The organism is Roseibium sp. LAB1, from assembly GCF_054658235.1.
Genome location: NZ_BAAGIB010000001.1, coordinates 1,026,661 through 1,049,083 on the forward strand (window position 1 = coordinate 1,026,661; position 22,423 = coordinate 1,049,083).

18 protein-coding genes and 1 other RNA gene are annotated in these 22,423 nt (G+C 59.7%); 11 read left to right on the forward strand and 8 right to left on the reverse strand.

The genetic code is table 11. The features are described from left to right. Window positions 1-20: 20 nt before the first annotated feature. The gene (locus ACYQ54_RS04905) at window positions 21-533 is read right to left on the reverse strand and encodes a dihydrofolate reductase (protein WP_460079879.1); all 513 of its coding nucleotides are present in this window, start codon (window positions 531-533) and stop codon (window positions 21-23) included. Window positions 534-689: 156 nt separating this feature from the next. Here ACYQ54_RS04905 and ACYQ54_RS04910 point away from each other — a divergent pair, with 156 nt between their 5' ends. The 3 genes from ACYQ54_RS04910 (at window position 690) to ACYQ54_RS04920 (ending at window position 3,202) form a co-directional block, all read left to right on the forward strand. Further along, the gene (locus ACYQ54_RS04910; RefSeq protein ID WP_460079881.1) at window positions 690-1,064 is read left to right on the forward strand and encodes a TfoX/Sxy family protein; all 375 of its coding nucleotides are present in this window, start codon (window positions 690-692) and stop codon (window positions 1,062-1,064) included. Then, on the forward strand, window positions 1,061-1,741 hold the full coding sequence (locus tag ACYQ54_RS04915; RefSeq protein WP_460079882.1) for a DUF2461 domain-containing protein: 681 nt from the start codon (window positions 1,061-1,063) through the stop codon (window positions 1,739-1,741). The genes ACYQ54_RS04910 and ACYQ54_RS04915 overlap by 4 nt, the downstream gene beginning before the upstream one ends. Window positions 1,742-1,849: 108 nt before the next feature. Continuing rightward, the gene (locus ACYQ54_RS04920; RefSeq protein ID WP_460079884.1) at window positions 1,850-3,202 is read left to right on the forward strand and encodes a GH1 family beta-glucosidase; all 1,353 of its coding nucleotides are present in this window, start codon (window positions 1,850-1,852) and stop codon (window positions 3,200-3,202) included. Between the two features lie 240 nt (window positions 3,203-3,442). Here ACYQ54_RS04920 and ACYQ54_RS04925 read toward each other — a convergent pair whose 3' ends face one another. Next, window positions 3,443-4,513 (reverse strand): serine hydrolase domain-containing protein, encoded by a 1,071-nt coding sequence (locus ACYQ54_RS04925; protein WP_460079886.1) that lies wholly within the window; start codon window positions 4,511-4,513, stop codon window positions 3,443-3,445. A 161-nt stretch (window positions 4,514-4,674) separates the two neighbouring features. On the opposite strand from ACYQ54_RS04925, the gene ACYQ54_RS04930 reads away from it, so the two are divergent. Further along, a complete protein-coding gene (locus ACYQ54_RS04930) occupies window positions 4,675-6,060 on the forward strand; it encodes a multicopper oxidase family protein (protein ID WP_460079887.1) in 1,386 nt (461 codons plus the stop codon). 13 nt (window positions 6,061-6,073) lie between these two features. Here ACYQ54_RS04930 and ACYQ54_RS04935 read toward each other — a convergent pair whose 3' ends face one another. Then, on the reverse strand, window positions 6,074-6,868 hold the full coding sequence (locus tag ACYQ54_RS04935; RefSeq protein ID WP_460079889.1) for a thymidylate synthase: 795 nt from the start codon (window positions 6,866-6,868) through the stop codon (window positions 6,074-6,076). 156 nt (window positions 6,869-7,024) lie between these two features. Here ACYQ54_RS04935 and ssrA point away from each other — a divergent pair. The 4 genes from ssrA (at window position 7,025) to ACYQ54_RS04955 (ending at window position 8,677) form a co-directional block, all read left to right on the forward strand. Further along, window positions 7,025-7,394: a transfer-messenger RNA gene (gene ssrA / locus ACYQ54_RS04940) on the forward strand. Between the two features lie 174 nt (window positions 7,395-7,568). Continuing rightward, window positions 7,569-8,144, forward strand: a complete 576-nt coding sequence (locus ACYQ54_RS04945; RefSeq protein ID WP_460079892.1) for an SspB family protein — start codon at window positions 7,569-7,571, stop codon at window positions 8,142-8,144. A 17-nt stretch (window positions 8,145-8,161) separates the two neighbouring features. Next, a complete protein-coding gene (locus tag ACYQ54_RS04950; RefSeq protein WP_460079894.1) occupies window positions 8,162-8,440 on the forward strand; it encodes a DUF4169 family protein in 279 nt (92 codons plus the stop codon). A 6-nt stretch (window positions 8,441-8,446) separates the two neighbouring features. Next, window positions 8,447-8,677 (forward strand): ribbon-helix-helix domain-containing protein, encoded by a 231-nt coding sequence (locus ACYQ54_RS04955; RefSeq protein ID WP_460079896.1) that lies wholly within the window; start codon window positions 8,447-8,449, stop codon window positions 8,675-8,677. 341 nt (window positions 8,678-9,018) lie between these two features. Here the strand turns inward: ACYQ54_RS04955 and ACYQ54_RS04960 are convergent, their stop codons facing one another. Together ACYQ54_RS04960 and ACYQ54_RS04965 are read right to left on the reverse strand one after the other, a co-directional pair. Then, entirely contained in the window at window positions 9,019-12,834 is a 3,816-nt protein-coding gene (locus tag ACYQ54_RS04960; RefSeq protein ID WP_460079899.1) for an AsmA family protein, read from the reverse strand. A 181-nt stretch (window positions 12,835-13,015) separates the two neighbouring features. Beyond that, window positions 13,016-14,431, reverse strand: coding sequence for an FAD-binding oxidoreductase (locus tag ACYQ54_RS04965; protein WP_460081678.1), 1,416 nt, complete (start codon window positions 14,429-14,431; stop codon window positions 13,016-13,018). 91 nt (window positions 14,432-14,522) lie between these two features. On the opposite strand from ACYQ54_RS04965, the gene ACYQ54_RS04970 reads away from it, so the two are divergent. Next, window positions 14,523-15,065: a thioesterase family protein gene (locus ACYQ54_RS04970; RefSeq protein WP_460079901.1), complete on the forward strand. Its 543-nt coding sequence runs from the start codon at window positions 14,523-14,525 to the stop codon at window positions 15,063-15,065. Between the two features lie 72 nt (window positions 15,066-15,137). Here the strand turns inward: ACYQ54_RS04970 and ACYQ54_RS04975 are convergent, their stop codons facing one another. Continuing rightward, window positions 15,138-16,952, reverse strand: coding sequence for a chloride channel protein (locus ACYQ54_RS04975; protein ID WP_460079903.1), 1,815 nt, complete (start codon window positions 16,950-16,952; stop codon window positions 15,138-15,140). Window positions 16,953-17,204: 252 nt separating this feature from the next. Here ACYQ54_RS04975 and ACYQ54_RS04980 point away from each other — a divergent pair, with 252 nt between their 5' ends. Then, on the forward strand, window positions 17,205-18,869 hold the full coding sequence (locus ACYQ54_RS04980) for a chloride channel protein (protein ID WP_460079905.1): 1,665 nt from the start codon (window positions 17,205-17,207) through the stop codon (window positions 18,867-18,869). Window positions 18,870-18,903: 34 nt separating this feature from the next. Here the strand turns inward: ACYQ54_RS04980 and ACYQ54_RS04985 are convergent, their stop codons facing one another. Beyond that, window positions 18,904-19,938 (reverse strand): phytanoyl-CoA dioxygenase family protein, encoded by a 1,035-nt coding sequence (locus ACYQ54_RS04985; protein WP_460079908.1) that lies wholly within the window; start codon window positions 19,936-19,938, stop codon window positions 18,904-18,906. 74 nt (window positions 19,939-20,012) lie between these two features. After that, window positions 20,013-21,827, reverse strand: coding sequence for an aminopeptidase P family protein (locus ACYQ54_RS04990; RefSeq protein ID WP_460081680.1), 1,815 nt, complete (start codon window positions 21,825-21,827; stop codon window positions 20,013-20,015). Between the two features lie 247 nt (window positions 21,828-22,074). Between ACYQ54_RS04990 and ACYQ54_RS04995 the strand changes: the two genes are divergently transcribed. Beyond that, entirely contained in the window at window positions 22,075-22,278 is a 204-nt protein-coding gene (locus tag ACYQ54_RS04995) for a hypothetical protein (RefSeq protein ID WP_460079909.1), read from the forward strand. The last annotated feature ends 145 nt before the right edge of the window (window positions 22,279-22,423 follow it).

Here is a 22,423-nt window from a genome sequence, read left to right on the forward strand (position 1 = left end):
GAATACGGTTCCAGGATGGGTCACGCCTTGCGGCGGTAAGTAACGAAGGTGAAATCGGTGCTGTCGCGGTCGGTGCGAAGACCCGGTTCGCGCCGGACTTCCTGCCACACGGCCGGATCGATATGCGGAAAACGGGTATCGCCGGACGGCTGGGCATCCACTTCCGTAATCTCGAGCCGGTCGGCATTGTCGATTGCCTGCGCATAAAGCTGGCCGCCGCCGATGCACATGACCTGATCGACACCGAGATCGTCCGCAAGCTCAGCACCCCGCTGAAGTGCCGCTTCAAACGACGTCGCAGCTTCCGCGCCTTCCGGCGCATAATCCGGATCCCTGGAAACGATCACATGCGGTCGTCCCGGCAAGGGCTTGCCGCCAAAGGACAGGAAGGTCTTGCGGCCCATGATCACCGGCTTTCCGAGCGTGAGCTGCTTGAAATATTTCAGATCCGACGGCAAGCGCCACGGCATGTCGTTATCGGCCCCGATGATGCCGTTTCGTGCCACAGCGGCAATCAAGACAAGTTCCGGCAAAGCCTTCTCCGAATCCGGTTTTCATTTCGACACTCGCCTCCTAGCATGGAAAGAGAGCCAAGAAAAATTGCAGGCATTTTTCTCGCCAGGGCTGTCGGGTGAGTGCGAAATGGAACGTTCTGGATTCCGGACCGCTGCAACCAGGAGACCTTCGGAATGTCAGACCTGATGGAAACCGTCCTGATCGAACGCACCCGTGCGTTGATCCCGGATGACAATATCGAGCAGAAACGCATGTTCGGCTCCACCTGTTTCATGATCGACGGCAACATGCTGGTGTGCGCGTCGAGACGCGGGTTGATGGCACGTGTCGGCACCGGGCTGCAGGCAGAGGCGATTGCAAAACCTTATGCCTCTGTCTGCAAGATGGGTGGCAGACCCATGTCCGGTTTCATTCGAGTGGAGCCGGAGGGGATCGAAAGCGATGATGATCTGAAAAGCTGGATCGACATGGCGAGATCCTACGTCGGCACTCTGCCGCCAAAGACCGCCAAACCGAAAAAATCGAAATCCCGAAAGCCGGCAAAATGAGCCCCTCCGGCTTTCAGCCCGAAACGTTCCGCTTTCTGGAAGACCTCGCCGCCAACAATTCCAGAGAGTGGTTCGAAACGCACAAGGCCGACTACCAGCGTTTCGTCAAGGAACCTGCCGACGCGGTCCGTGGCAGGCTGGGCGAAGCCCTGTCCCGGCTCTGCGGCCACGATCTCACGACAAAGCAGTTCCGCATCAATCGGGATCTGCGCTTTTCCAGGGACAAGACACCATACAACACCCACATCCGCATAGCCTTCTGGCCAAAAGGAACCGTCTTTGAAGGCAAGGACGCGCAACCGCCCAGCTTCTTCGTATCCATCGAAGCCGACCACGTGCGAACCGGCGCCGGCTGCATGCGTTTTTCAAAACCGGTGCTCGGGACCTTTCTGCAAACGCTTGAGACAGACGGCGACGGCATCGAGGAACTGATCGGGCGAATGACCGGTGCAGGATTTGAGCTGTCTGCCCCCGATCTTGCCAACGCCCCGCGCGGCTTTCCAAAGGATCACCCGAGTAAAGACCTCGCCCGTCACAAGGGGCTTGCCGTCTGGCGCGACGAGACGGATATCGCGGCCTTTCAGGGGGCAGACGGACACGAGGCGATTGCGAGGGCAATCGAACCGGCCCTGCCCTTCTGGCACTGGCTGATGACGCTACACACCGGCCAGGCGTAACTGCACAGCCAGAGACGAAAGACTGCGGAGGAAAGACGAAATCACTTGATCCAAAGCGCTTTGGTACTTATGACCATCGCATTCAGTTCCCACTCAAGATGAGTTCCAATGTCCCTTCCCAAAAACCTTGCACGCCGTTTTCCCGGCGATTTCCTGTTCGGTGTTGCAACCGCTGCCTATCAGATTGAAGGCGCAACCGGGGAAGACGGCCGCAAGCCCAGCATCTGGGACGCTTTTTCCAAGATGCCCGGACGCGTTTATCAGGGACATTCGGGAGAGGTCGCTTGTGACCACTACCATCTTTGGGAGAGCGATCTCGACTTGATCAAGTCGCTTGGCGTTGATGCCTACCGCTTTTCCATCGCCTGGCCACGCATCCTGCCGGATGGCCGTGGCCCGGTGAACGAAAAGGGTCTCGACTTCTACGACCGGCTGATCGACGGCATGGTCGCGCGTGGTCTGAAGGTCTATCCAACGCTTTACCACTGGGACCTGCCGCTGACCCTGGCAGGCGACGGCGGCTGGACCGCCCGCAGCACGGCGGAAGCCTTTGCGGACTACGCAGAGATTGTCGTGAGACGGCTCGGTGACCGGATGGATGCGTTGGCAACGATCAACGAACCCTGGTGCATCTGCCACCTCAGCCACCTTTACGGCATTCATGCGCCGGGCGAAAAAAGCGTCGAGGCATTTGCCGCGAGCGTACACACCCTGAACCTGGCCCATGGCCTGGGCGTTCAGGCCGCCCGCTCTGTCCGATCGGACCTGCCGATGGGCATCGTCATCAACGCGCATTCCGTCTATCCGGCCAGCGACACGGCGACAGACAAGGACGCTGCGGAACGCGCCTTCCAGTTCAACAACGGCATTTTCTTTGAACCGATGTTCCAGGGCAGCTATCCCGCGGACGTGCTCGTTGCCTTTGGCGACCATATGGACATCCGCGACGGTGATCTCAAAACCATTCACCAGCCTCTCGATTGGTGGGGGCTGAACTACTACACCCCGCTACGCGTGAAAGCAGACACCAATGTCGGCGCGGTCTATCCGATGGCCGGGACGGTTCCCCCAACTTCGGGTCCGAAGCTGACCGATATCGGCTGGGAAGTCTATGAAAAGGGGCTGTCGGATCTCCTGAAGGACCTGGATACCCGTTACCCGCTTCCGGACTGCTACATCACGGAAAACGGTGCCTGTTACAACGACGAGCCGCAGGACGGCGTTGTCGATGACCAGCGCCGGATCGACTATCTGGAAAAACACTTCGGTGCCATCGCCGATGCACGCGACGCCGGTGTACCGGTGAAAGGCTATTTCCTCTGGAGCCTGATGGACAATTTCGAGTGGGCCGAAGGCTACAGAATGCGCTTCGGCATCGTTCACGTGGATTACGACACCCAGGTCCGCACCCTCAAGAACAGCGCTTTGTGGTACCGTGATTTGATCGAGGCGCACAGGTAGGGGCGACATGCGCGCTGACTTTCTGTCGTCATCCAGGCCAAGCACCGCCAGGATGCGCACAGATCATCCTCTTCATCCTCCTCCTTCCCCCCTCATCCAGAGGAAGCGCGCAGCGCTGTCTCGAAGGATGGCGGCAGTTTCTGCGCCTGGGGCCCATCCTGCGAGACGCGAGCAAGCTCGCTCCGCAGGATGAGGGTGTTGTGACTGCGAAACTAGCAGGCAAGCCGAGGGATTGGACCTCTAAGCCTCCCGCAAATTGGCCAGAATGATCTCGCTCCAGACCCGGGTCGGCGGGATCCAGGCGTTCCAGTTGTTGTAATTTCCGGAATAGACGACGGCCGCGACATCGGCCTTCGGACAGAGCCAGAGCCGTTGGCCACCGTTGCCAAAGCCGGCGAACCAGGGTGTCGGGCCGCCCAGTGCCTGCACGGGCACCTGACCGCAGAACCAGAAGTAGCCATATCCCGGCCCTTCACTCGTTTCGATGATCGTCTGCAGCGCTGCCCGGATCCAGGCTTCTGGAACGATTTCACGGCCTTCCCAGATGCCGTTGTTGAGAACCAGACGTCCAATCTTGAGCAGATCCGGCGCAGTCATCCTCAGTCCCGAAGCAGGCGAATGGGTTCCGTCACGCCCGACAGTCCATTCGAATTGCGAGATTGCCAGCGGAGCAAACAGGTGCGCCTGGGCATAGTCCGCCAGTTTTTGCCCCGTTCCCCGTTGCAGGATTTCACCCACGAGGGCGGTTGCTCCACCGCTGTAGATCCAGCGACTGCCGGGCTCACTCACCAACGGGCGCTCAAGAATGTAGCGATATCTGTCCGGCGCCATTTCCATGGCGACTTCGCTGTTTTCCGGACCGGTGTAGGGACCGGTCTCGTCCCATTCCATACCCAGCGTCATGGTCAAGGCGTGCTCGACGGTCCGCTCCATCCGCTTTGAATCCCTTGCAAGATCGGAATATTCGGGAAAAAGCGTCAGGACCGGCGTATCCAGCGTCGGCACCTCGCCCCGTTCCAGGGCAATGCCGTAAAGCAGGCTCACGATGGATTTGGTAACCGAGCGCAAGTCGTGAAGGGTATCGGCGCCGAAGGTGACTTCACCGATTGGCTGCCCCCAGTTTTCGTCATGCCCCCTGCCATAACTTTCCAGGACCGTTTCACCGCCCCGCTCCGCAAGCACCGCATGAAGATGCGGCAGCAAACCTGCCTCGACACCAGCACAGAGCTTGCGGCCCAGGGCGGTGTCGAACCCGCGGCGCTCGGCCGCTGCTGCGTGAGGGGAAAGCGAAAGGCCCGTGCCTGAACTCATCTGGAAAATCCATGTGTTAAACCTGAAGGGAGTGTCGGCAGTTTCGTCGCCAAATGCGAGCATTATTTGAGACGTTTTATCCCACGCCGGGTGCTTGACCTTCCACCAACTGGAACCACCATATTCGAGGGGACAAAAACCAGCATAAGGAAGGTGGGAGAGTGGATCGCCGTTCGTTCTTGAAAGCATCGGCAGCCGGATGTGTGGCTGCCTTGTCACCGACCTTTGCCCTGGCAAAAACGGAACAAGGTTTCTTCGACCTGACGGCGAACAAGGGACAGGCCCGTCTTTACGGCAAGGACGGTGGCCTTTCGGATCTCTGGCTCTACAATGATCGGCTGCCCGGCCCGCAGATCCGGGTGAAACGCGGCGAGCGCGTCAGGGTGCGCTTCACCAACAACCTGGATGAGCCGACGTCGGTTCATTGGCACGGCATCCGCATCGACAACGCCATGGATGGTGTTGCCGGCCTGACCCAACCGCCCATCCGCCCTGGAGAAAGCTTCGACTACGACTTTGTCGTGCCGGATGCAGGCACCTTCTGGTACCACGCCCACAACATGAGCTGGAACCAGGTGCCGCGCGGCCTCGCCGGTGCACTGATCGTGGAGGATGACGAACCGTCCTTCGATCCGGACTGCGACATCACGCTGATCCTCAACGACTGGCGCCTGGACGAAAACGGCATCCTGGAAACCGCCAGCTTCGGCGCAATGCATGACTTTGCCCATGCCGGACGTCTGGGCAACTGGCTGACCATCAACGGCGCGTCGATGCCGGACATTGCGTTGAAGAAGGACCGCTGGCACCGGCTGCGCCTGATCAACGCCTCCACGGCGCGTATCCTTGATCTGGCTCCGGCGCGGTTTGGTGCGCAGATAATCGGGCTCGATGGGCAGGCCTTTGACACCGCGCGGGAGGTCGAGGGCACTGTGCAAATGGCGCCGGCACAGCGCATGGATCTGGTGCTGCGACCTCAGGAAACCGGCAAGCTGCCGTTCGAGATGATGACCGGCAAGCCATTCACCTTCGCCAACTTCGTCGTCTCGGAAACAGAAACCGAAGATCTGCCACTGATGTTGCCACCGCCGAACCGGTTGCCTGAACCCGATCTGAGCTCTCCCAGGGAACTGCCATTAGTGATGGCGGGTGGAGCCATGGGCGGCATGCAGTCGATGATGAGACACGGCGTCGAGATGGACATGCGCCAGACGATGTCCGAGGGACTCTTCTGGGCTTTCAACGGTGTGGCCGGTATGGAAGATGATCCGATGTTTTCCGCCAAGCGCGGCGACACGATCGTTCTGGAAAGCCGGAACGACACGGCTTTCCCGCATGCGATCCACCTGCATGGCCATCATTTCCGCGTCATCGAGCGCGATGGCACGAAACTGGAGAACCCCGACTGGCGCGACACCTTCACAAGCCAGCCGCGCGAGACCGTCAAGATCGCCTTTGTTGCGGACAATCCCGGCAAATGGCTGATCCATTGCCACATGCTGGGCCACGCGGCCTCCGGCATGATGACGTGGTTCGAGGTCGCCTAACCAGTTCGCTTGATCAGACGGCGATCGGTGCTGCGATATGCGGAAGCGGGTCGTAGCCGGTCAGTTCGAAATCCTCGAACTTGAAGGCAAAGAGGTCCGTCACCTCCGGATTGATCTTCATTTCCGGCAAGGGCCGCGGCGAGCGCGTGAGCTGTTCGCGCGCCTGATCGAAATGATTGGCATAAAGATGCGCATCGCCGAACGTGTGCACGAAGTCACCAGCCTTGAGGCCGGTCACTTGCGCCACCATCAACGTCAACAGCGCGTAGGAGGCGATGTTGAAGGGCACGCCCAGGAAGACGTCTGCCGAGCGCTGGTAGAGCTGGCAGGAGAGCTTGCCGTCGGCCACATAGAACTGGAACAGCGAGTGGCACGGCGGCAGGGCCATTTCATCGACGAGAGCCGGGTTCCAGGCTGACACGATCAGCCGCCGGCTTTCCGGGTTCGTGCGGATCATGTTCAGAAGATTGGTGATCTGGTCGATAGATCGGCCGTCCGGAGCGGACCAGGAACGCCATTGGTAGCCGTAAACCGGGCCGAGATCACCGTTCTCGTCCGCCCAGTCATCCCAGATCTTCACGCCGTTTTCCTTCAGATACCGAATGTTGGTATCGCCCGCCAGGAACCACAGCAACTCGTGGATGATCGACTTCAGATGCAGCTTCTTGGTGGTGATGCAGGGAAAGCCTTCCGAAAGATCGAAGCGCATCTGGTGGCCGAAGATCGAGCGCGTGCCCGTTCCGGTCCTGTCGCCCCGGTCGACGCCTTCGTCCAGGATTTTTGACAAGAGATCGAGATATTGCTGCACGGCGGAAGCCTTCGCGGTCGGGAAATCTGAGGTTTGTGGTTAACTTGGCAGATTTTGCCGAAAAGACAGCCCCTCCCCCACACTTTCCCCAACTTGGCGCTTGTTGTGGACGAAGGACCGTTCCCCAGGCCGGCTAACAAGGCAGATCCTCACAAGCCTCTTTCATTTCAGGGCCGAAGACCTTATATCAAGGCTGCTGGTTCGCCAGCTATGGCAATAAATGGTCAGTGCAATAAACCTATCGGACCCGGGGGCGGTACCCGGCGCCTCCACCCAAGCCCATGAGGCCAAGCTTCTGAAACTCCATGGGTTTCGGCGGGGGCGAAATAGGATCGACGAGGGCGTAAAGACTGTGCTTTTGCTCGGCATTGTACCACCGTTATCGGGCTTTCTTAATAGTTGCAAATGACAACTATGCTATGGACAACGCTGTCGCAGCGTAACGCTGCGCCGGTAGTCCACTAAGTCCTTTGAGGTAGCACTCACGGGCGGGGTTCGGAGGCACCTGGCAACAGAAGCCTCCACTTGATCTTCCCTTGTATTTGAAGCGTCCTAGATAGGTTGCTGAACCAGCGAGCGATGATTGCGGGGTTGCACACATTAATCTGGGTTCACTTGGAAAAGAGCCTTTTCTTTTTGATCTCGGCCCGTCAATGTGCTCCTGATAGTGGACTTTTCCAGCGAGATTCGACGAAACCCGATGTCTGAAGACCTTCTGCGATACGATATTCTGATCCAGGACGCGCTGCGTGGAGCGGTGAAGAAAATACTTGCCGAAGTCGGTCGAACCGGGCTGCCCGGAGACCACCACTTCTACATTGCGTTCGACACCAACGCCCCGGGCGTGCGCATTTCCCAGCGCCTCAAGGAGCGCTATCCGCAGGAAATGACAATCGTTCTGCAGCACCAGTTCTGGGATCTGGCCATTGGCGAACATGCGTTCGAGGTCGGCCTGTCTTTCGGCGGCGTGCCGGAAAAGCTGCTGGTGCCTTTCTCTGCCATCAAGGGCTTCTTCGATCCCTCCGTTCAATTTGCCCTGGAATTCGATCCAGGCAAAACGGCAGAAGAGCTGCCGGAGGAACTGCTCGAAGCCGTGGAAGAACTTGCCAGGGCGGAGCAGGAACACGCAGACAAGGAAGCCAAGCAGGACGACAGCGCCGACGACAAGGAAGCGGCCACTGCAGATGGCAAGACGAAACCTGCCGTACAGGCTGCCGAAAGCAGTGACGGCGGCGGCGAAGTCGTATCCCTGGACGCCTTTCGCAAGAAGACCTGAGATCGGGAGCCTTTCCCATGAGCGCGGAGATCATCAATCTGCGCATGGTGCGCAAGCAGAAGAAACGTCAGGACAAGGACCAGACGGCCGAGGACAATCGGCGCAAATATGGCCGGTCCAAAGCCGAGCGTGATGCTGCCCGCCAACGCCGGGAAACTCTGGAATCCCATGTCGACGGTCATCTGCTGGAAAAGCCGGATGCCCCGGATGCCGCAAAGTCCCATCCCGTACATCCCGACTCAGAGCTATCCGCCCCCCATCGGTCAGATCCTGATTCCTCAGGCAGCGGCAGTTGACCGCTCATGGCCCTCGTCAAGCGCTCCCTCTCCCTTCACGGCCACCGCACCAGCCTGGCGCTGGAAGCGGAGTTTTGGGACGTGGTCGACGCTCATGCCAATGCCGCGCATAAATCCCTCGCCGGCCTGATCGCCGAGATCGACGACAACCGCGACCCGGAAGACCCGCTGTCTTCGGCAGTCAGGGTATGGGCCTTGAAAAGGGTGCAAGCAGAAGCAGGTCAGAGTTCGGAGTGATGAGCGGCTGGCAAACTGACTGCCGGTCCGCCGTTTTCGCCCACACCACAGCGCTGTTGGAAGTGCCCGGACCGCCTCCCGAGCTTCAGCCCTATCGCCGCTCTAGCCAGACACATCTCCCTCATCCTGAGGAGCGCACGTGTGCGCGTCCCGAAGGATGGGCGACACAGTCAGAGCAAGCAGCCCATCCTTCGAGACAGCGCTCCGCGCTTCTTCAGGATTGGGAGAGGATGTTGGAAAGTTGAGAAAGAAGGGACGGCAGTTTTTCTTTAACGACCGTTCAAAGGGCTTAAGGAAACACTTGTCCATACCAACGAGCGAAAGCCCGAGGTATCGGCCACTTATTGCGCGCCCGGCAGAACCAGCGGCGACCCGGCGTCGCGCGTCAGAAAATCTTCAATCGAGACCGGCGGATCCAGAGGTGGTAGGCCGTTGGAGGGTTTGGCGGCAGGAGCGGCGTCCGGCGGTGCTGTCAGATCTTCAAGATCAGGTGATTCCAGCACTGCCCTGATCCGCTCTGCAAAAGCAGGTGCGGCCGGTGCCGGTGCGGGGGCTGGCACGACCTTCGTTTCCCGCTGCGGCGCGGGATTGACTTTTTCTGGTAGCGCCGTGTTTTCCTGCTTCCTCGGTTCCGGCTGACTGTCACCGGATTGTTCCTGCTCCAGCCGCAGCCGTTCTTGTTCAGCCGCTTCTGCTGCTTGCCGTTCCCGGCGGGCTTGCCCTTCCCGCTGATTTTTCAATTCCCGAACAAGACGGTCCCGTTCCAGGATTTCCGCCTGAAGCTTCTCCACACGTTCGACCTCGCGTTCGAAGGCGCGCAGGGTCAGATAGGCGGTGAAAGGAGTGATATCGACGCGTCGCTCCGGAGCCTCCACCGGTCCTTCGAACAGCAGCCCGACTTGCGGCTCGGCACCCGTGACCGCATCTTCGCCCGGATCGACTTTCAGCGAGAAATCCGCATCAAGATCATAGTTGGCAAGGTTCACTTCGGCGCTGCCGAAGATCTCGGCCTTTTCGGCGTCGACGACCACATTGCGCGCACTCAGTCGCCCGCCCACCATCGTCAGCGTGCCGTCAACACGCTTGAAGGGAAGGCTCCCCGCAGCCATGTGGCTGATGAAAACGTCCCGGATCTTGCTGTCCTGAAGATCCAGCCCCGCATCTACCGCACGTGTCACCAATGGGAAGGCCTGTGGATTGAGGCCCCGGAAGTCACCGTTTTCCATCGAGAACGTGCCACCGCCGTTGAGGCCGGACACGATGGCCGAGATCGACCGCCCCGCTCCCTCGAATTCCAGAAAAAGATCGAGCGTGCCGGAGGCCACGGCCCTGTCATCAGGGCGCCAGGAAACCTGTCGCAGATCGGCATTTTCGAGTTTGACCCTGCCGGAAGCCGAGGCCTCCGCCTCCGTCCTGCGGATCGAGAGACTGCCGTCCAATTGCCCACCGGCAAAGGTTCCCTGCAATCCGTCGAGGCGGAACAGGCTCGGCGTCAACCGAAGTTCGGCGCTGGGACCTGCGATTTCCGTTTCCTCGTCCAGCAGCATCCTGTCCGCCTTGAGCTGCAGGGTCAGGTCGAGACCATCCAGAAGCGGTGAGCCGAACGGGGTTGTCGGCCAGATGCTGGAACCGTCTCCTGCCGAGAACCACTGGTCCGGGCCAAGCACCAGTTCCGTCATGGTTCGCAGATCAGCCTCGGAGATCGTCATTTCGCCGGAAAAGCGTCTGTTGCGTTCACCTGGCGCCGGTTCCAGGTCGCCTTCAAGCCGCCCTTCGAACGTCGTCGACCCGAGCGCACCTTCCGCCCTGCTGACTGCCAGCGAGCTGCCGACGCCTTCGACGTCGACTGAAAGCTCTGCCGGGATCGTGCCACTCATGACCGGCAGAACCCGCCCGCCCATCAGTGCCAGCGGTCCCAGATCGTCGGTCTTTGCGGTCACGGAGATGAGGTATTCCGGCGCTTCATCCTTCTTCAGGGTCAAAGTGCCGTTGGCATCAAGCGTCGACCCACCGATCTCCGTAGCAAGGCCGGTGGTCAGTCCCTTTGCCGGAACACCGGCAACGTTCAGTGCCAGATGGCCGGTACCGGCAGCCTCCACCGGGATGACATCAAAACCCAGCTGCTGCAAGAGCCTGCCGCCATCCGGGCCCTTCAGTTCAACGCCGACGGCAATCTCAGCGTCGTGCCACTGGTCGACACGGCCTTTGAGTTCCGCATTGATCGCAGCATCGGCACCACCCGCGCTGCCATCAAGGCGCAGCGTCATGTCCGTCCCCTCGCCCACCGCTGCAGCTTTCAGTTCGGCGTCGAACTTGGCAGGAACCAGACTTGCAGCAGCACGCTCGAGCCGTTCTGCAAAGACGGTTTCGGGAAACAGCCCGCCCGCCAGCGCAACCAGGCCGGAAAGGTCACGGGCGTCGAGAGTTCCGGACACAGTCCCCTGAGGTGCGGAAAACAGGTTCCGGATATCGCCGGAGACATCGAGCCTGGCGCCGGCAAGATCGTCGGCAAACAGTCTGTCGATCCTGACGCCTCCGTCCGAATACTCCGCTTCAAGCGCCAGTCCTTCGCCTTCAACGCCGCGTGCCACCACCTGCTTGGCGCGAAGGCGCAAGGAGACATCGAGACCCTTGGGATCTTTCGGCTCACCCACGTCCCCCACCCTTGGATGAAGCAACGCGGCCATGCTTTCAATCTGATCCAGGTCGAGCCGGTCAGCTTCCAGAGACAGCGAGAATTCCGAATTGCCGCTGCGCGGAATACGATACGCCAAGCCGCCACGGGCTTCGGATCCGGCAATGGTCAGGCGCAAATTGTCCAGAGCCGCCCCTTCAGGCACCAGGTTCAAGCGCCCTTCAAGGGTCACCGGCTCAATGGTGCCGACGCCGCTTTCCTTCTTCCGCCACCAGCTCAGGAGCGAACCCGGCTGATCGGAGCTGATGGAAACCGCGCCGCGATAAGTCAGAGAAGGTTCGAGACCGAGATCCCCCTGGGTGGCAACTGTCGTGCGACCGGGCAATCGCCCTGCAAGACGTGCCACACGCCAACCACCCAGCATGGTTTCAAGATCCAGACGGACATTCTGGATGATGCCGCCCCCGGCAACCAGAGCCGGTACATCCATGGAAATGGCACCGTTGATGGACGGCAACGGCACGGCACGCAGGGCTGCGATCAGCCGCGTTGCCGCCTCATTGATGTCCACGGGCGACTGCGGCCCGCCCCCAAGCAGCCTGTCGAGATCGACCTGCTTTGATTTCGCCCGGATTTCGAAACGCTTGTCGCCTGCATAGATCAGATCCGCATTGCCAGTCATGCTCAGGCGCCGGTCTTCGGGGCCGTATCGGAATTCAAACTCCGGCACAGCGACCTCGGCAATATCGGCTGTGAACAGCCCTTCCGCCTGCCACATATTCGGATCGTTTTCTTCCAGCGCGACAGAGGCAATGGTGAAACGGCCGTCGAATTCAGGCGCGGCGTCGGCAACCTGAAGCTGGCCGTCGAAGGCAAAGTTCACGGGACGGTTGGTCGGTGTGACTTCACCCTTTACACGCAGTCCGGCATCTTCCTGAGCGCGGCCCGAGGCCAGACTGACCGTATAGGGAGCTCCGTTCAGCGTGAGGCTGCCAGCGGCCCGGAACGGCCCTGCAAGAGACCGTGCGGACACCACGAGGTTGCCGTTATCGATCCTGTTGATCTCCCCGGACCGCGCATCGACGATCGTCAAAGCTCCGTCGCGGATCGACACTTTTTCGAAGCTCAGATCGTCCGGCGCCAGTTTGGCGATGGCGCCGCTCGAGGTCATGGCGGTCAACCAGTCCAGACGGCCGTCTTCATCAAGGGAAAGCGACAGATGCGGGCGGTCGAGCTCCATGTCGAGAACACGGATCTCGCCCTTGAGCAGAGAGGGAAGCTCGATGCGCATGTCGAAACGCGAGACGACCAGCAGCGGGTCTTCTGCGCCGCCTACCCGGACATCGGAGAAGCTGATGGATGGCGCGGGCAGAAGCCGCAGATCCGCCTCGCCCAACACAGTCACCTTGTGTCCGAGTGCACGCTCCGCATAGCTTTCGAAAGTCGACCGATAGACGGTCCAGTCGATAAAGAACGGCCCGACCAGCGCTGTTACCAGCACCAGAATGACGGTTACACCCAACGTGATGTAGACGGAGTTCAGGCCTTGTCTCCTTGTTCTCCAAAGTCACCGGAAATCGTACCGGATAGATGTAGCCGATCCGTGCTGCACTGCAAACACAGGATTGCCGGCACTGGCCGGATCGCCGTGCTGCAACGTCCGGCGGAGCAAAACGAGCTTATTGAACTGATTCGATACAATATCATGACTGCGGCAGGATCTTGCCGGGATTCATCACATTGTCCGGATCAAGTGCCTGTTTGACAGCGCGCATCACGTCAAGCGCCTCGCCATGTTCCTTGGCCATGTATTTCTGCTTGCCCTGGCCGACCCCATGTTCGCCGGTGCAGGTACCACCCATGTCGATCGCCCTCAGCGCAAGCCGTCCGACAAAATCTTCCGTCCGTTGCTTTTCTTCCGGATCGTCCAGATTGACCAGGATCTGAACATGGAAATTGCCGTCGCCGACATGACCTACGATCGGTGCCAGGAAACCTTCGTTGCGGATGTCTTCGGCCGTGGCGGCAACGCAGTCGGCAAGCCGGGAAATTGGCACGCAAACGTCTGTCACCATGATGCTGGCTTCAGGCTTCAGCGACTTGCCGGCCCAATAGGCATCATGGCGCGCTGCCCATAGTTTCGTCCGGTCCTCGGCCCCAGTCGCCCATTTGAACGGACCGCCGCCAAATTCCTCGGCTATGGCAGAAAAGGTTTCGGACTGTTCTTGTACACCTGCCTCAGACCCGTGAAACTCCAGGAAAAGCGTTGGCGTTTCAGGCAGGTCCAGCTTGGAATAGATGTTGCAACCACGCACCTGAACTTCGTCCAGCAACTCGATGCGGGCGACAGGCAGTCCCATCTGGATGGTCATGATCACCGCATTGCAGGCGGACGCCACATCCGGGAACGGGCAGACGCCGCCGGAAATGGCTTCCGGCTGTCCATTTAGACGCAGGGTGAGCTCCGTGATGATGCCGAGCGTGCCTTCCGAGCCGACAAAAAGCCGGGTCAAATCATAGCCGGCGGACGACTTTTTCGCCCGTCCACCCGTCTTGATAATGCGCCCGTCCGCTGTCACTACGGTTAGGCCGAGGACGGCGTCTTTCATCGTGCCGTATCGTACCGCATTGGTGCCCGACGCACGGGTGGCCGCCATGCCGCCGATGCTGGCATCCGCACCCGGATCGATCGGGAAGAACAGACCGGTGTCGCGGATGAAGCTGTTGAGCTGCTTGCGCGTCACACCTGCCTCGACGCGGCAATCCAGATCCTGAGCGTTGACTTCCAGAACGTTGTTCATGCGCGACAGGTCGATGGATACGCCACCGAATGGCGCGTTCACATGCCCTTCAAGCGATGACCCGGTACCGAAGGCGATCACCGGCACCTTGTGCGCAGCGCAGATCTTCACGGCTGCAGCGACTTCCTCGGTCGTCTCGGCAAAGACAACGGCATCGGGCGGCTGATTCTTCAGCCAGGTAGTGGTGTGGCCATGCTGTTCCCGCAGGGCCTGGGACGTGGAGCAACGGTCCTTGAAAAGGTCCGTCAGCTTCTCGATGGCAGCACCGATCCCGTTATTCTTTTCAAGGACTTGCGCTCCATCCGGTGCGGTTGCCATTTCCGGCATTCTCTTTCCTCCTGGGTCCGCGCCTTTGTCTGCGCGGTGAAAAACCGAATATGTTAGCCCCGGCCCGAAAGGTCAAAGCCTAATGGGTATTTCCCGCAAGGTTGGACACAATGGCGCAAGGAGGACTGCGAAGGTGACTTGGGACGCAAAGCCGGTGGAAAGCGAAATCATGACGGTCAAGGACGACTGGATCGATTACAATGGCCATCTGAACATGGCCTATTACAACGTCCTGTTCGATACGGCCGTCGACGAGGTCTTTCTGCGCCTCGGCCTTGGTCCCGACTATGTGAAGACCCGCGACGCGTCGTATTTCACCGCGGAAGTGCACGTCTGCTATGTGCGCGAACTCAGCGCCGGCATGCCGGTGATCGCAACACTTCAGCTTGTCGATTTCGATGCCAAGCGCGCTCATTTCTATCAGGAACTGCGTCACGCCGAGGAAGGCTGGCTGTCGGCAACCTCCGAACAACTGAGCCTTCACGTTGACATGAAAGCCCGCAAGGTTGCTCCCTGGCCGGAGGACATCGCCGCCAATCTCAACGCCTTGTCGGAAGCCCACGCCGCCTTGCCACGCCCGGAGCGGGCCGGACGTCATATCGAAATCCGCAAAAAGGCGGTCTGAGCGCTGCCGGAGACATAGTCAGGCCGTTGAAGCGACACAGCGCTCCAACGGCCTGAATGCGGACTTCGATCCTCAACCGTAGTGGTTGGACACCACCACGCCTGCGATTTCCTGGGAATCGACCACCCCGACCACGTCGTCCGGGCGCGGAATGCGGCCGTCACCGGACACGATGATCGCGCAGCTGCGGTTGCGGTTGTTCATGCGCGTGATCACCGAGTTCATGATGTTTGTCGCCGGAGCAACCACGAAGTCGCTTGAGAGGATCGCGCGCAGTGTCTGACCAGCGAACCGGTCGGCCTGGTAGGGAATGGTGCCGAGCCGGACGAAACCGGCAATGCGGGGCCCGTCGGACGCGATGATGTGTGAACCTCCGTCGGCGCTCACCGCGGCAATCGCTTCCTGGATCGGGGTATCGAGCGGCAGGATCACGAAGTTCTTCGCCATCACTTCCTTGATCGGCTGCACCAGATACATGTTGGTATGACGGTTAAGCGGGATCGGTTTGCCGCGGTGGCGCAGCTTGACCGTGTAGATGTTTTCCTTGATGAGCCAGCGCCGGATACCGACCGCAATCGCGACCGCCAGAACCAGCGGCACGATGACGTTATAGTCGCGCGTCATCTCGAAGATCATCACGATAGCGGTCATCGACGCGCCGGTTGCTCCGCCCACCAGAGCCCCCATGCCGACAAGCGCGAATTCAACCGCCGTGAACCCGCTTTCCGGGAAGAGATAGGAACACAGCACGCCGACCATGCCGCCAAGCGTCGCGCCGATGAACAGTGAGGGCGAGAAGACACCCCCGGACGCCCCGGCGCCGAGGCTGATCGATGTCGCGATGATTTTCGCGATGAAAAGAACAGCCAGCAGAATGAGCGTATAGGGCGTTGAATTCAGGATGTCCTGGATCGTTGCATAGCCGACGCCAGCCGTGTGGTAGTGCCCGGTGGTCAGCATCATGGCGTAGCTCATCACGCCGATGATCAGCATGCCGATGATGTTCTGGGTATAATCGTTGCCGGGAAGTTTGGGGAAGAGATCCTCGCACCAGGCAAGCGTGCGGATGAAAGCCCAGGAGGCGATGCCTGCCAGCACGCCGAGCAGCGCATAGGCCCCCAACTGGATCGGCTCGATAGCCTCGATCGCCTCTTCCGCGGAAATCGGCACGATGAACGCCGGATCCAGACCGAAGGCGATGCGGCCTGCATAGGTGGCTGTTGCGGTGGCGACAACCACCGGCAGGAAGGTCCGGTTGCTGACTTCCGGCAACAGCATCTCGACGGCAAAGAGCACGCCGCCAAGCGGCGTGTTGAAGGTGGCGGCAATCCCCGCCCCTGCTCCTGCGGACAGCAGCGTGATCTTCTGCCACCTCGGCAGATGCAGCGCCCTCGCAATCGTCGAGCCAAATGAGGCCCCGATCTGGATGATCGGCCCTTCGCGGCCGACGGATGCACCCGTTCCGATGGAAATTGCCGAGGCAAAGGATTTCACCAGCGCCACGACGCCGCGCACGTCACCCTTCTTGTGGTAGATCGCGAACATGACCTCCGGAACCCCGTGCCCCTTGGCTTCCGGAGCGAAGGTCCTGACCAGAAAGACCACAATCAGACCGCCAATGACGGGCACAAGAATGACCAGGGCACCGAGAGGGCTAGCTTCTGCAAACTGGTTTGCGTCGTAAACGGTCGAGAATTTTCCGTAATAAAAAAGGTTGTGAACGATCGAGATCAGATATCGGAAGAAAACGGCACCGATAGCCGCGACGATCCCGATAAAGAATGCCACAAGACACAATAGGGGGACGGAAAATACGCGTTCTTCTCTCGCGTCAGGAGCCTCTTCACCGGATGGTGCAGAGGTATCGGACGGTTCAACAACGGACATGGCAGGCCAACGCTTTTTGGCTGAGAGGGCAACTTATGGCGATTTGTCGGGGCCCGGAACAGCCAGCCTTGGCGACCGGGGAAGGCAACACGGCCAAAAGGGCTCGACACCTCCCTCCATAAACCTGAACACATGAAAATCAAGGGACAAGCCTAATTTTTTTAAATTTGACGATGAAGTGACGCGGTTCCTCCGTAAGATAGGCCCAAATAAGAGATTGGCTTTAATTTTCAGGTGAGTTCCGCCGACCAAATGCCAGACCGATTCAACTTTCTCTCAAGACTCGTTCCCTCCATTCGTTCCGGCATTGCCGGACTTCTCGCAGGCATTGGCTTCAATTTCAGAGAGTTTCTGCGTCAGAAAAGCCATATCGTCTGGCTGCTGGCACTGCTGATAGGCTCTTTCGTCTCCTGGGCGGCCATCATCTTTCGCGAGATCATCAGTGTGGTGCAGTTGCCATGGCTGGGCACCGCGACGGAAAGGGTCGTCAGCGCCGCGGCAACGCTGCCCTGGTATGTCATCGTTGCCGGCCCCACCATCGGCGGATTGCTGGTCGGCCTGCTGCTCCAGCACATGCAGCCCATGCAGAGAACCTTCAGCGTGGCTGACGTCATCGAAGCCCGTGTGAAAGGCGGAAGAGGGTTGCCGTTCTGGCCGGGCATTTCGTCCGCACTCATCACCGCACTGTCGCTCGGCTCCGGGGCCAGCGCCGGGCGTGAAGGCCCTGTCGTGCACCTGGGGGCAACAATCGGGGCGTCGGTCGGGCGGCTGTTTCACCTGCCTGATTCCGCGCATCGCATTCTGCTTGCCTGCGGCGTTGCAAGTGCGGTTTCCGCATCTTTCAACGCGCCGATCGCGGGCGTTCTGTTCGCACACGAAGTCATTCTCGGCCACTATGCGATGTCCGCCATTTCGCCCATCGCGATCGCTGCAGTGACCGGAACCGTGTTTTCCAGGCTCTGGTTCGGTGATGTCGCCGCCTTCGTGATCCCGGGACATCAGATCACCTCCTACTGGGAATTTCCGGCATTCGCCCTGCTGGGCCTGGTCTCCGCGCTCGTGGCAATCCTGTTCCAGTTTGCATTGATCGGAACGGACTGGGTCGCCCGAAACATTTCGATGCCGGTCTGGCTGCGGCCCGTTGTCGGCGGTTTCGCAGTCGGGCTCATCGCTCTGGTCTTTCCCGATGTGCTTGGCGTCGGCTACGAGACCACGGATGCCGCCCTTAAGGACCAGTTGCCCCTTGCGATGCTGTTCGCTCTGCTGTTCGCCAAAACGGCCGCGACTGCGATAACGCTCGCCTCCCGTTTTGGTGGCGGTATCTTCTCGCCGTCGCTCTATCTCGGGGCCATGACAGGAGGTGCCTTCGGGCTGATTGCCGCCTCCGTCTTTCCTGAACTGGCTTCAAGCGAGGGGCTTTACGCGATCCTGGGAATGGGGGCCGTTGCGGCAGCGGTGCTTGGCGCTCCCTTTTCAACGACCATGATCGTCTTCGAATTGACAGGCGGCTACACGCTCTCCATCGCCCTGTTGCTGACCGTGTCGATTGCAACGGGCCTGACCCAGGCCGTTCATGGCAAATCCTATTTCCACTGGCTGCTTGGCTTGCGCGGCTATTTCGTGAATGACGGCATCCACCGTTTTCTGGGAGAAACGGTCAAGGTGAAGGACTTCATGGACCCTCCGCCAGCCAACGAGGAGGACTGCGTCTTCCGGCCCGGTGAGGACGGCAGCTACCTTCACGATACCGACTCGCTTGAAAGCGCGCTGAAAAGCTTCGATTCCTGCGGGGAAGCTGCCCTTCCGGTGGTCAGCAGCAGCGACGCCACCAGGATCATCGGGCAGGCACGCCACGTAAAGGCGCTCCATCACTTCAACGCGGAGCTGATCAAGGCCAACGAGGAAGAGCACCACTGACGGCAACCAACAGACCGACCGCCTTCCGGCAAGATCAGAACTTCGACGGTTCTGTCACCAGGATCTTGCCGGCATAACGATGCGAGGCCTTGCCTTTCAGTCGGAACTGCAGATCCTTCTGGGCCATGTAGAACCGCGCCTGCCTCCCTCTTAGTCCCGGCAGATCGAACGGATCCAGCCCGGCCCACGGCAGGAAAGGATTTCGCCGCAACGAACCATAAATACCGACGCGAACTGACGGCCGTTTGCTGGTGGCGCGGGCATGGAAACCGTGTGTATCGGCAACGACCAGCGTATTGCCGGGAACCGCGAACCGCACCGGTTCGGGATACTTCAGCCGACCAAGTTCCTCAGGAGCAAGCCGGAAGGACCCACGGGCGTGCAGCGTGTTCTTGTCGCCACACGCCGACAGGCTCTGTTCACGCTCCCATTCCAGCCGTTCCGGCGTCAGCCGATGAGAGCCGGGAATATAGGTGAAGGGTCCCTCGGCATCGTCGATGTCATAGAGGAAGAACCAGGATTTCGCAGTCTGATGGAACGTATCGGAATGAAACGCCGTTTGCGGATCCGCTTTGCGCTTGGTGTCCGGATTGGTCATGACGATGTGCAGATAGACCAGAGGATCACCGTTGGTCGAGCCGACATAACGCAGACCGTTCTGGAACGGCTTGCTCCAGACAAAAGCCTTCAGATGAGGCAAATCTGCCAGAACACTGGGTGGCAGCGGAATAAAGCGCGTGACGGCATTGCCCTGGCGCATGTCCCAGGCATCGAACCGCGTTGTTTCAACTTCCTTGCGCAGTGCTGCCAGTTCAGCTTCCGGCAAAAGGTCCCGCGTCGCAATGAAGCCGTCCCTGGCATAGGCAGCGCGATCTTCTTCCGGCAGGAGGTGTTCCAGCCTGCGGCGGCGCGCATCTGCCATCGTTTCCGCCAGCTTGATGCGTTTTGCGTGCAGACCGGCCTCGTTCAGCCGGCGACTGCCGATCAGCGGGTTGTCCCGAAACGATTTGGCCCCGGTTGCCAGCTCGGCGGCATAGAGCGGCATCTTGAGAACATCCGCGGCGCGCATATGAAAACCTCGGTTCGATAAACAAGAATTCAAAAAATGGGAGGCCGGACGACGACACCGGCCACCAGGGTCTTTTAGATCGCTTTTGTCGCCTGTTCCAGCCAGATCCGTTCTTTCGCACCCACAAGCGGACCGATCTCGGCACGAACCTTCTCGTGGTAGCGGTTCAGCCAGTCACGTTCCGCCGCCGTCAGCAAACCCGGCTCTACCAGCCGCAAATCCATCGGCACCAGAGTGATCGTCTCGAAACCGAGCATCGGCCGTTCTCCGCCGGGCAAATCGCGAGCCGGAGTGACGATTTCCAGGTTCTCGATACGGATACCGTATTCGCCGGCAGGGTAGTAGCCCGGCTCATTGGACAGGATCATGCCTGGTTTCAGCGCCACGGTTCCGGTTTTGGAAATGCGCTGTGGTCCCTCATGTACGCTCAAATACGCCCCGACGCCGTGACCGGTCCCATGGTCGAAATCCAGTCCGGCCTTCCACAGGTCGATCCGTGCAAGGGTATCGAGCTGGGCACCTGTGGTGCCTTCGGGAAATTTCGCGGTCGAAATGGCAATATGCCCCTTCAGGACCAGCGTATAGTGCTTCTTCATGTCAGCGCTCACCTCACCAACCGCAAGCGTGCGGGTGATGTCGGTGGTGCCATCTTCATATTGGGCTCCCGAATCGATCAGAAACGGTTTGCCGACCGGAATCTCGAGATTGCTGGAGCGGCTGACCCTGTAATGGCAGATTGCCCCGTTCGGACCGGCACCGGAAATCGTGTCGAAGGAAATATCCTTCAGAACGCCGGTCTCCTGACGGAACTGTTCGAGCTTCTCCGCAGCACTGATCTCATCGAGATCGCCGTTCGGAGCAACTTCGTCGAACCAGCACAGGAAATTGACGAAGGCTGCGGCATCGCGGATATGCGCGGTGCGCGCGCCCTTCAGTTCCGTTTCGTTCTTGATCGCCTTTGGCAAAAGGATCGGATCCTGGGCTTCCAGCAGCGTGCCGCCTGCATCGGTGATGGCGTCTGCAATACCGATGCCCGCAAGGCCCGGATCGATCATCACCCTGGCGCCCGCCTTGCCGAACGCTTCCAGCCCCGGTTTGAAATCGGCAGGCTCGTTCAGCTCCGTCAGATCGGCAAGTGCGTCCCGCACCGAATTGGAGAGTTTGCGGCCGTCGATGTAGAGCGACGGCTTGCCTTCAGCCGGAACAGTGGCGAACGACAGCGGCAGTGGCGTATGGGTGACGTCAGAACCACGGATGTTGAACAGCCATGCGATCGAGTCGGGCTGGGTCAGGACGCAGGCATCTGCCTTCTTCTCGCCAAGTGCCGACTGGATCTCGGCAATCTTGTCTTTCGAGGCGCGTCCGGCCAGTTCTTCAGGATACAGCGACACCTGGCCAAGTGGCGGCTCCGGCCGGTCTTTCCAGACAGTATCGAGCGGATTGTGAGTCAGCTTTACCAGTTTGGCCCCAGCCGCCTCGCAAACCTCTTGGAGCCGACGCACCTCACGCACCGTATGCAGCATCGCATCAATGCCGAGTTTCTGCCCCGGCTTCAGCCGGTCGGCCAACCAGTCGGTTACCGGTTCGGTGATCAGATGGCGTGCAGGAAACACAGCCATATCGACCTGGTCACGCACCTGGATGGTGTAGCGGCCATCGACAAAGATCGCAGCCTCATCTCCCAGAATCGCTGCCATGCCAGCGGAACCGGTAAATCCGGTCAGCCACTGCAGCCGGCAATCATGAGGCGGCACATATTCGCCCTGATGCGCATCGGCGCGTGGAACGAGGAAGCCGTCAAGACCACGGCGGGAGAGTTCGGCTCTGAGAAGCGCCGCATGCGGAGCACCACAGGAAGGATCACTGAGATCATCAAAGGTCTGGAACATGGCCGCAAGATAATTTCGCGGCAGCATCCGATCAAGCTGGATATTTATTCCGCCTGAATCGCTTAAGCAGCATTATTTTCCCTATATTTTGCGTTGCAGCAAATTCTTTCGCATATGCGAAGGACGCAAGGCTGGCATGCGTTCCAAGGCCTACCTGAGGCTCCGGCAAAGGCGCATATAGGGTCCAGACAAGAAAAAGACGTTTCTCCCTAGGGAAGCTCTGAAACTTCAAACGGGATTGATCACGATGACCATGAAAACAACCACTTCGACCCGCGCCGGCGGCAGCTTCATGCGCCGCGCATTCGACCGGATGATTGAAGCCCGCTCCATCCAGGCTCGCCGTTACGTGAACGGCTACCTTCTATCGCTGGACGACGCGACTCTGGCCACTCACGGCTATGACCGCAGCCAGCTGGAGCGTGAAGGCGCTTCGACCAGCGCGTTCTAAGGGGCTCAGGACGGTTCAGTTAAAGACCACTGTGCACAAAGAAAGGCCTGCCGGATTTCCGGCGGGCCTTTTTTAATGGAAGACAGGCATTAGTGAACCTGGATGGAAGGCTCAAGATGTCAGAATGAAGAACCCGCACCGCTCA

Coding starts and splice junctions, on each gene's coding strand:
- ACYQ54_RS04910 (WP_460079881.1), top strand. CDS start 690: ATGTCAGACCTGATGGAAACCGTCCTGATCGAACGCACCCGTGCGTTG.
- ACYQ54_RS04915 (WP_460079882.1), top strand. CDS start 1,061: ATGAGCCCCTCCGGCTTTCAGCCCGAAACGTTCCGCTTTCTGGAAGAC.
- ACYQ54_RS04920 (WP_460079884.1), top strand. CDS start 1,850: ATGTCCCTTCCCAAAAACCTTGCACGCCGTTTTCCCGGCGATTTCCTG.
- ACYQ54_RS04925 (WP_460079886.1), bottom strand. CDS start 4,513: ATGAGTTCAGGCACGGGCCTTTCGCTTTCCCCTCACGCAGCAGCGGCC.
- ACYQ54_RS04945 (WP_460079892.1), top strand. CDS start 7,569: ATGTCTGAAGACCTTCTGCGATACGATATTCTGATCCAGGACGCGCTG.
- ACYQ54_RS04950 (WP_460079894.1), top strand. CDS start 8,162: ATGAGCGCGGAGATCATCAATCTGCGCATGGTGCGCAAGCAGAAGAAA.
- ACYQ54_RS04955 (WP_460079896.1), top strand. CDS start 8,447: ATGGCCCTCGTCAAGCGCTCCCTCTCCCTTCACGGCCACCGCACCAGC.
- ACYQ54_RS04965 (WP_460081678.1), bottom strand. CDS start 14,431: ATGGCAACCGCACCGGATGGAGCGCAAGTCCTTGAAAAGAATAACGGG.
- ACYQ54_RS04970 (WP_460079901.1), top strand. CDS start 14,523: ATGGGTATTTCCCGCAAGGTTGGACACAATGGCGCAAGGAGGACTGCG.
- ACYQ54_RS04975 (WP_460079903.1), bottom strand. CDS start 16,952: ATGTCCGTTGTTGAACCGTCCGATACCTCTGCACCATCCGGTGAAGAG.
- ACYQ54_RS04980 (WP_460079905.1), top strand. CDS start 17,205: ATGCCAGACCGATTCAACTTTCTCTCAAGACTCGTTCCCTCCATTCGT.
- ACYQ54_RS04985 (WP_460079908.1), bottom strand. CDS start 19,938: ATGCGCGCCGCGGATGTTCTCAAGATGCCGCTCTATGCCGCCGAGCTG.
- ACYQ54_RS04990 (WP_460081680.1), bottom strand. CDS start 21,827: ATGTTCCAGACCTTTGATGATCTCAGTGATCCTTCCTGTGGTGCTCCG.
- ACYQ54_RS04995 (WP_460079909.1), top strand. CDS start 22,075: ATGACCATGAAAACAACCACTTCGACCCGCGCCGGCGGCAGCTTCATG.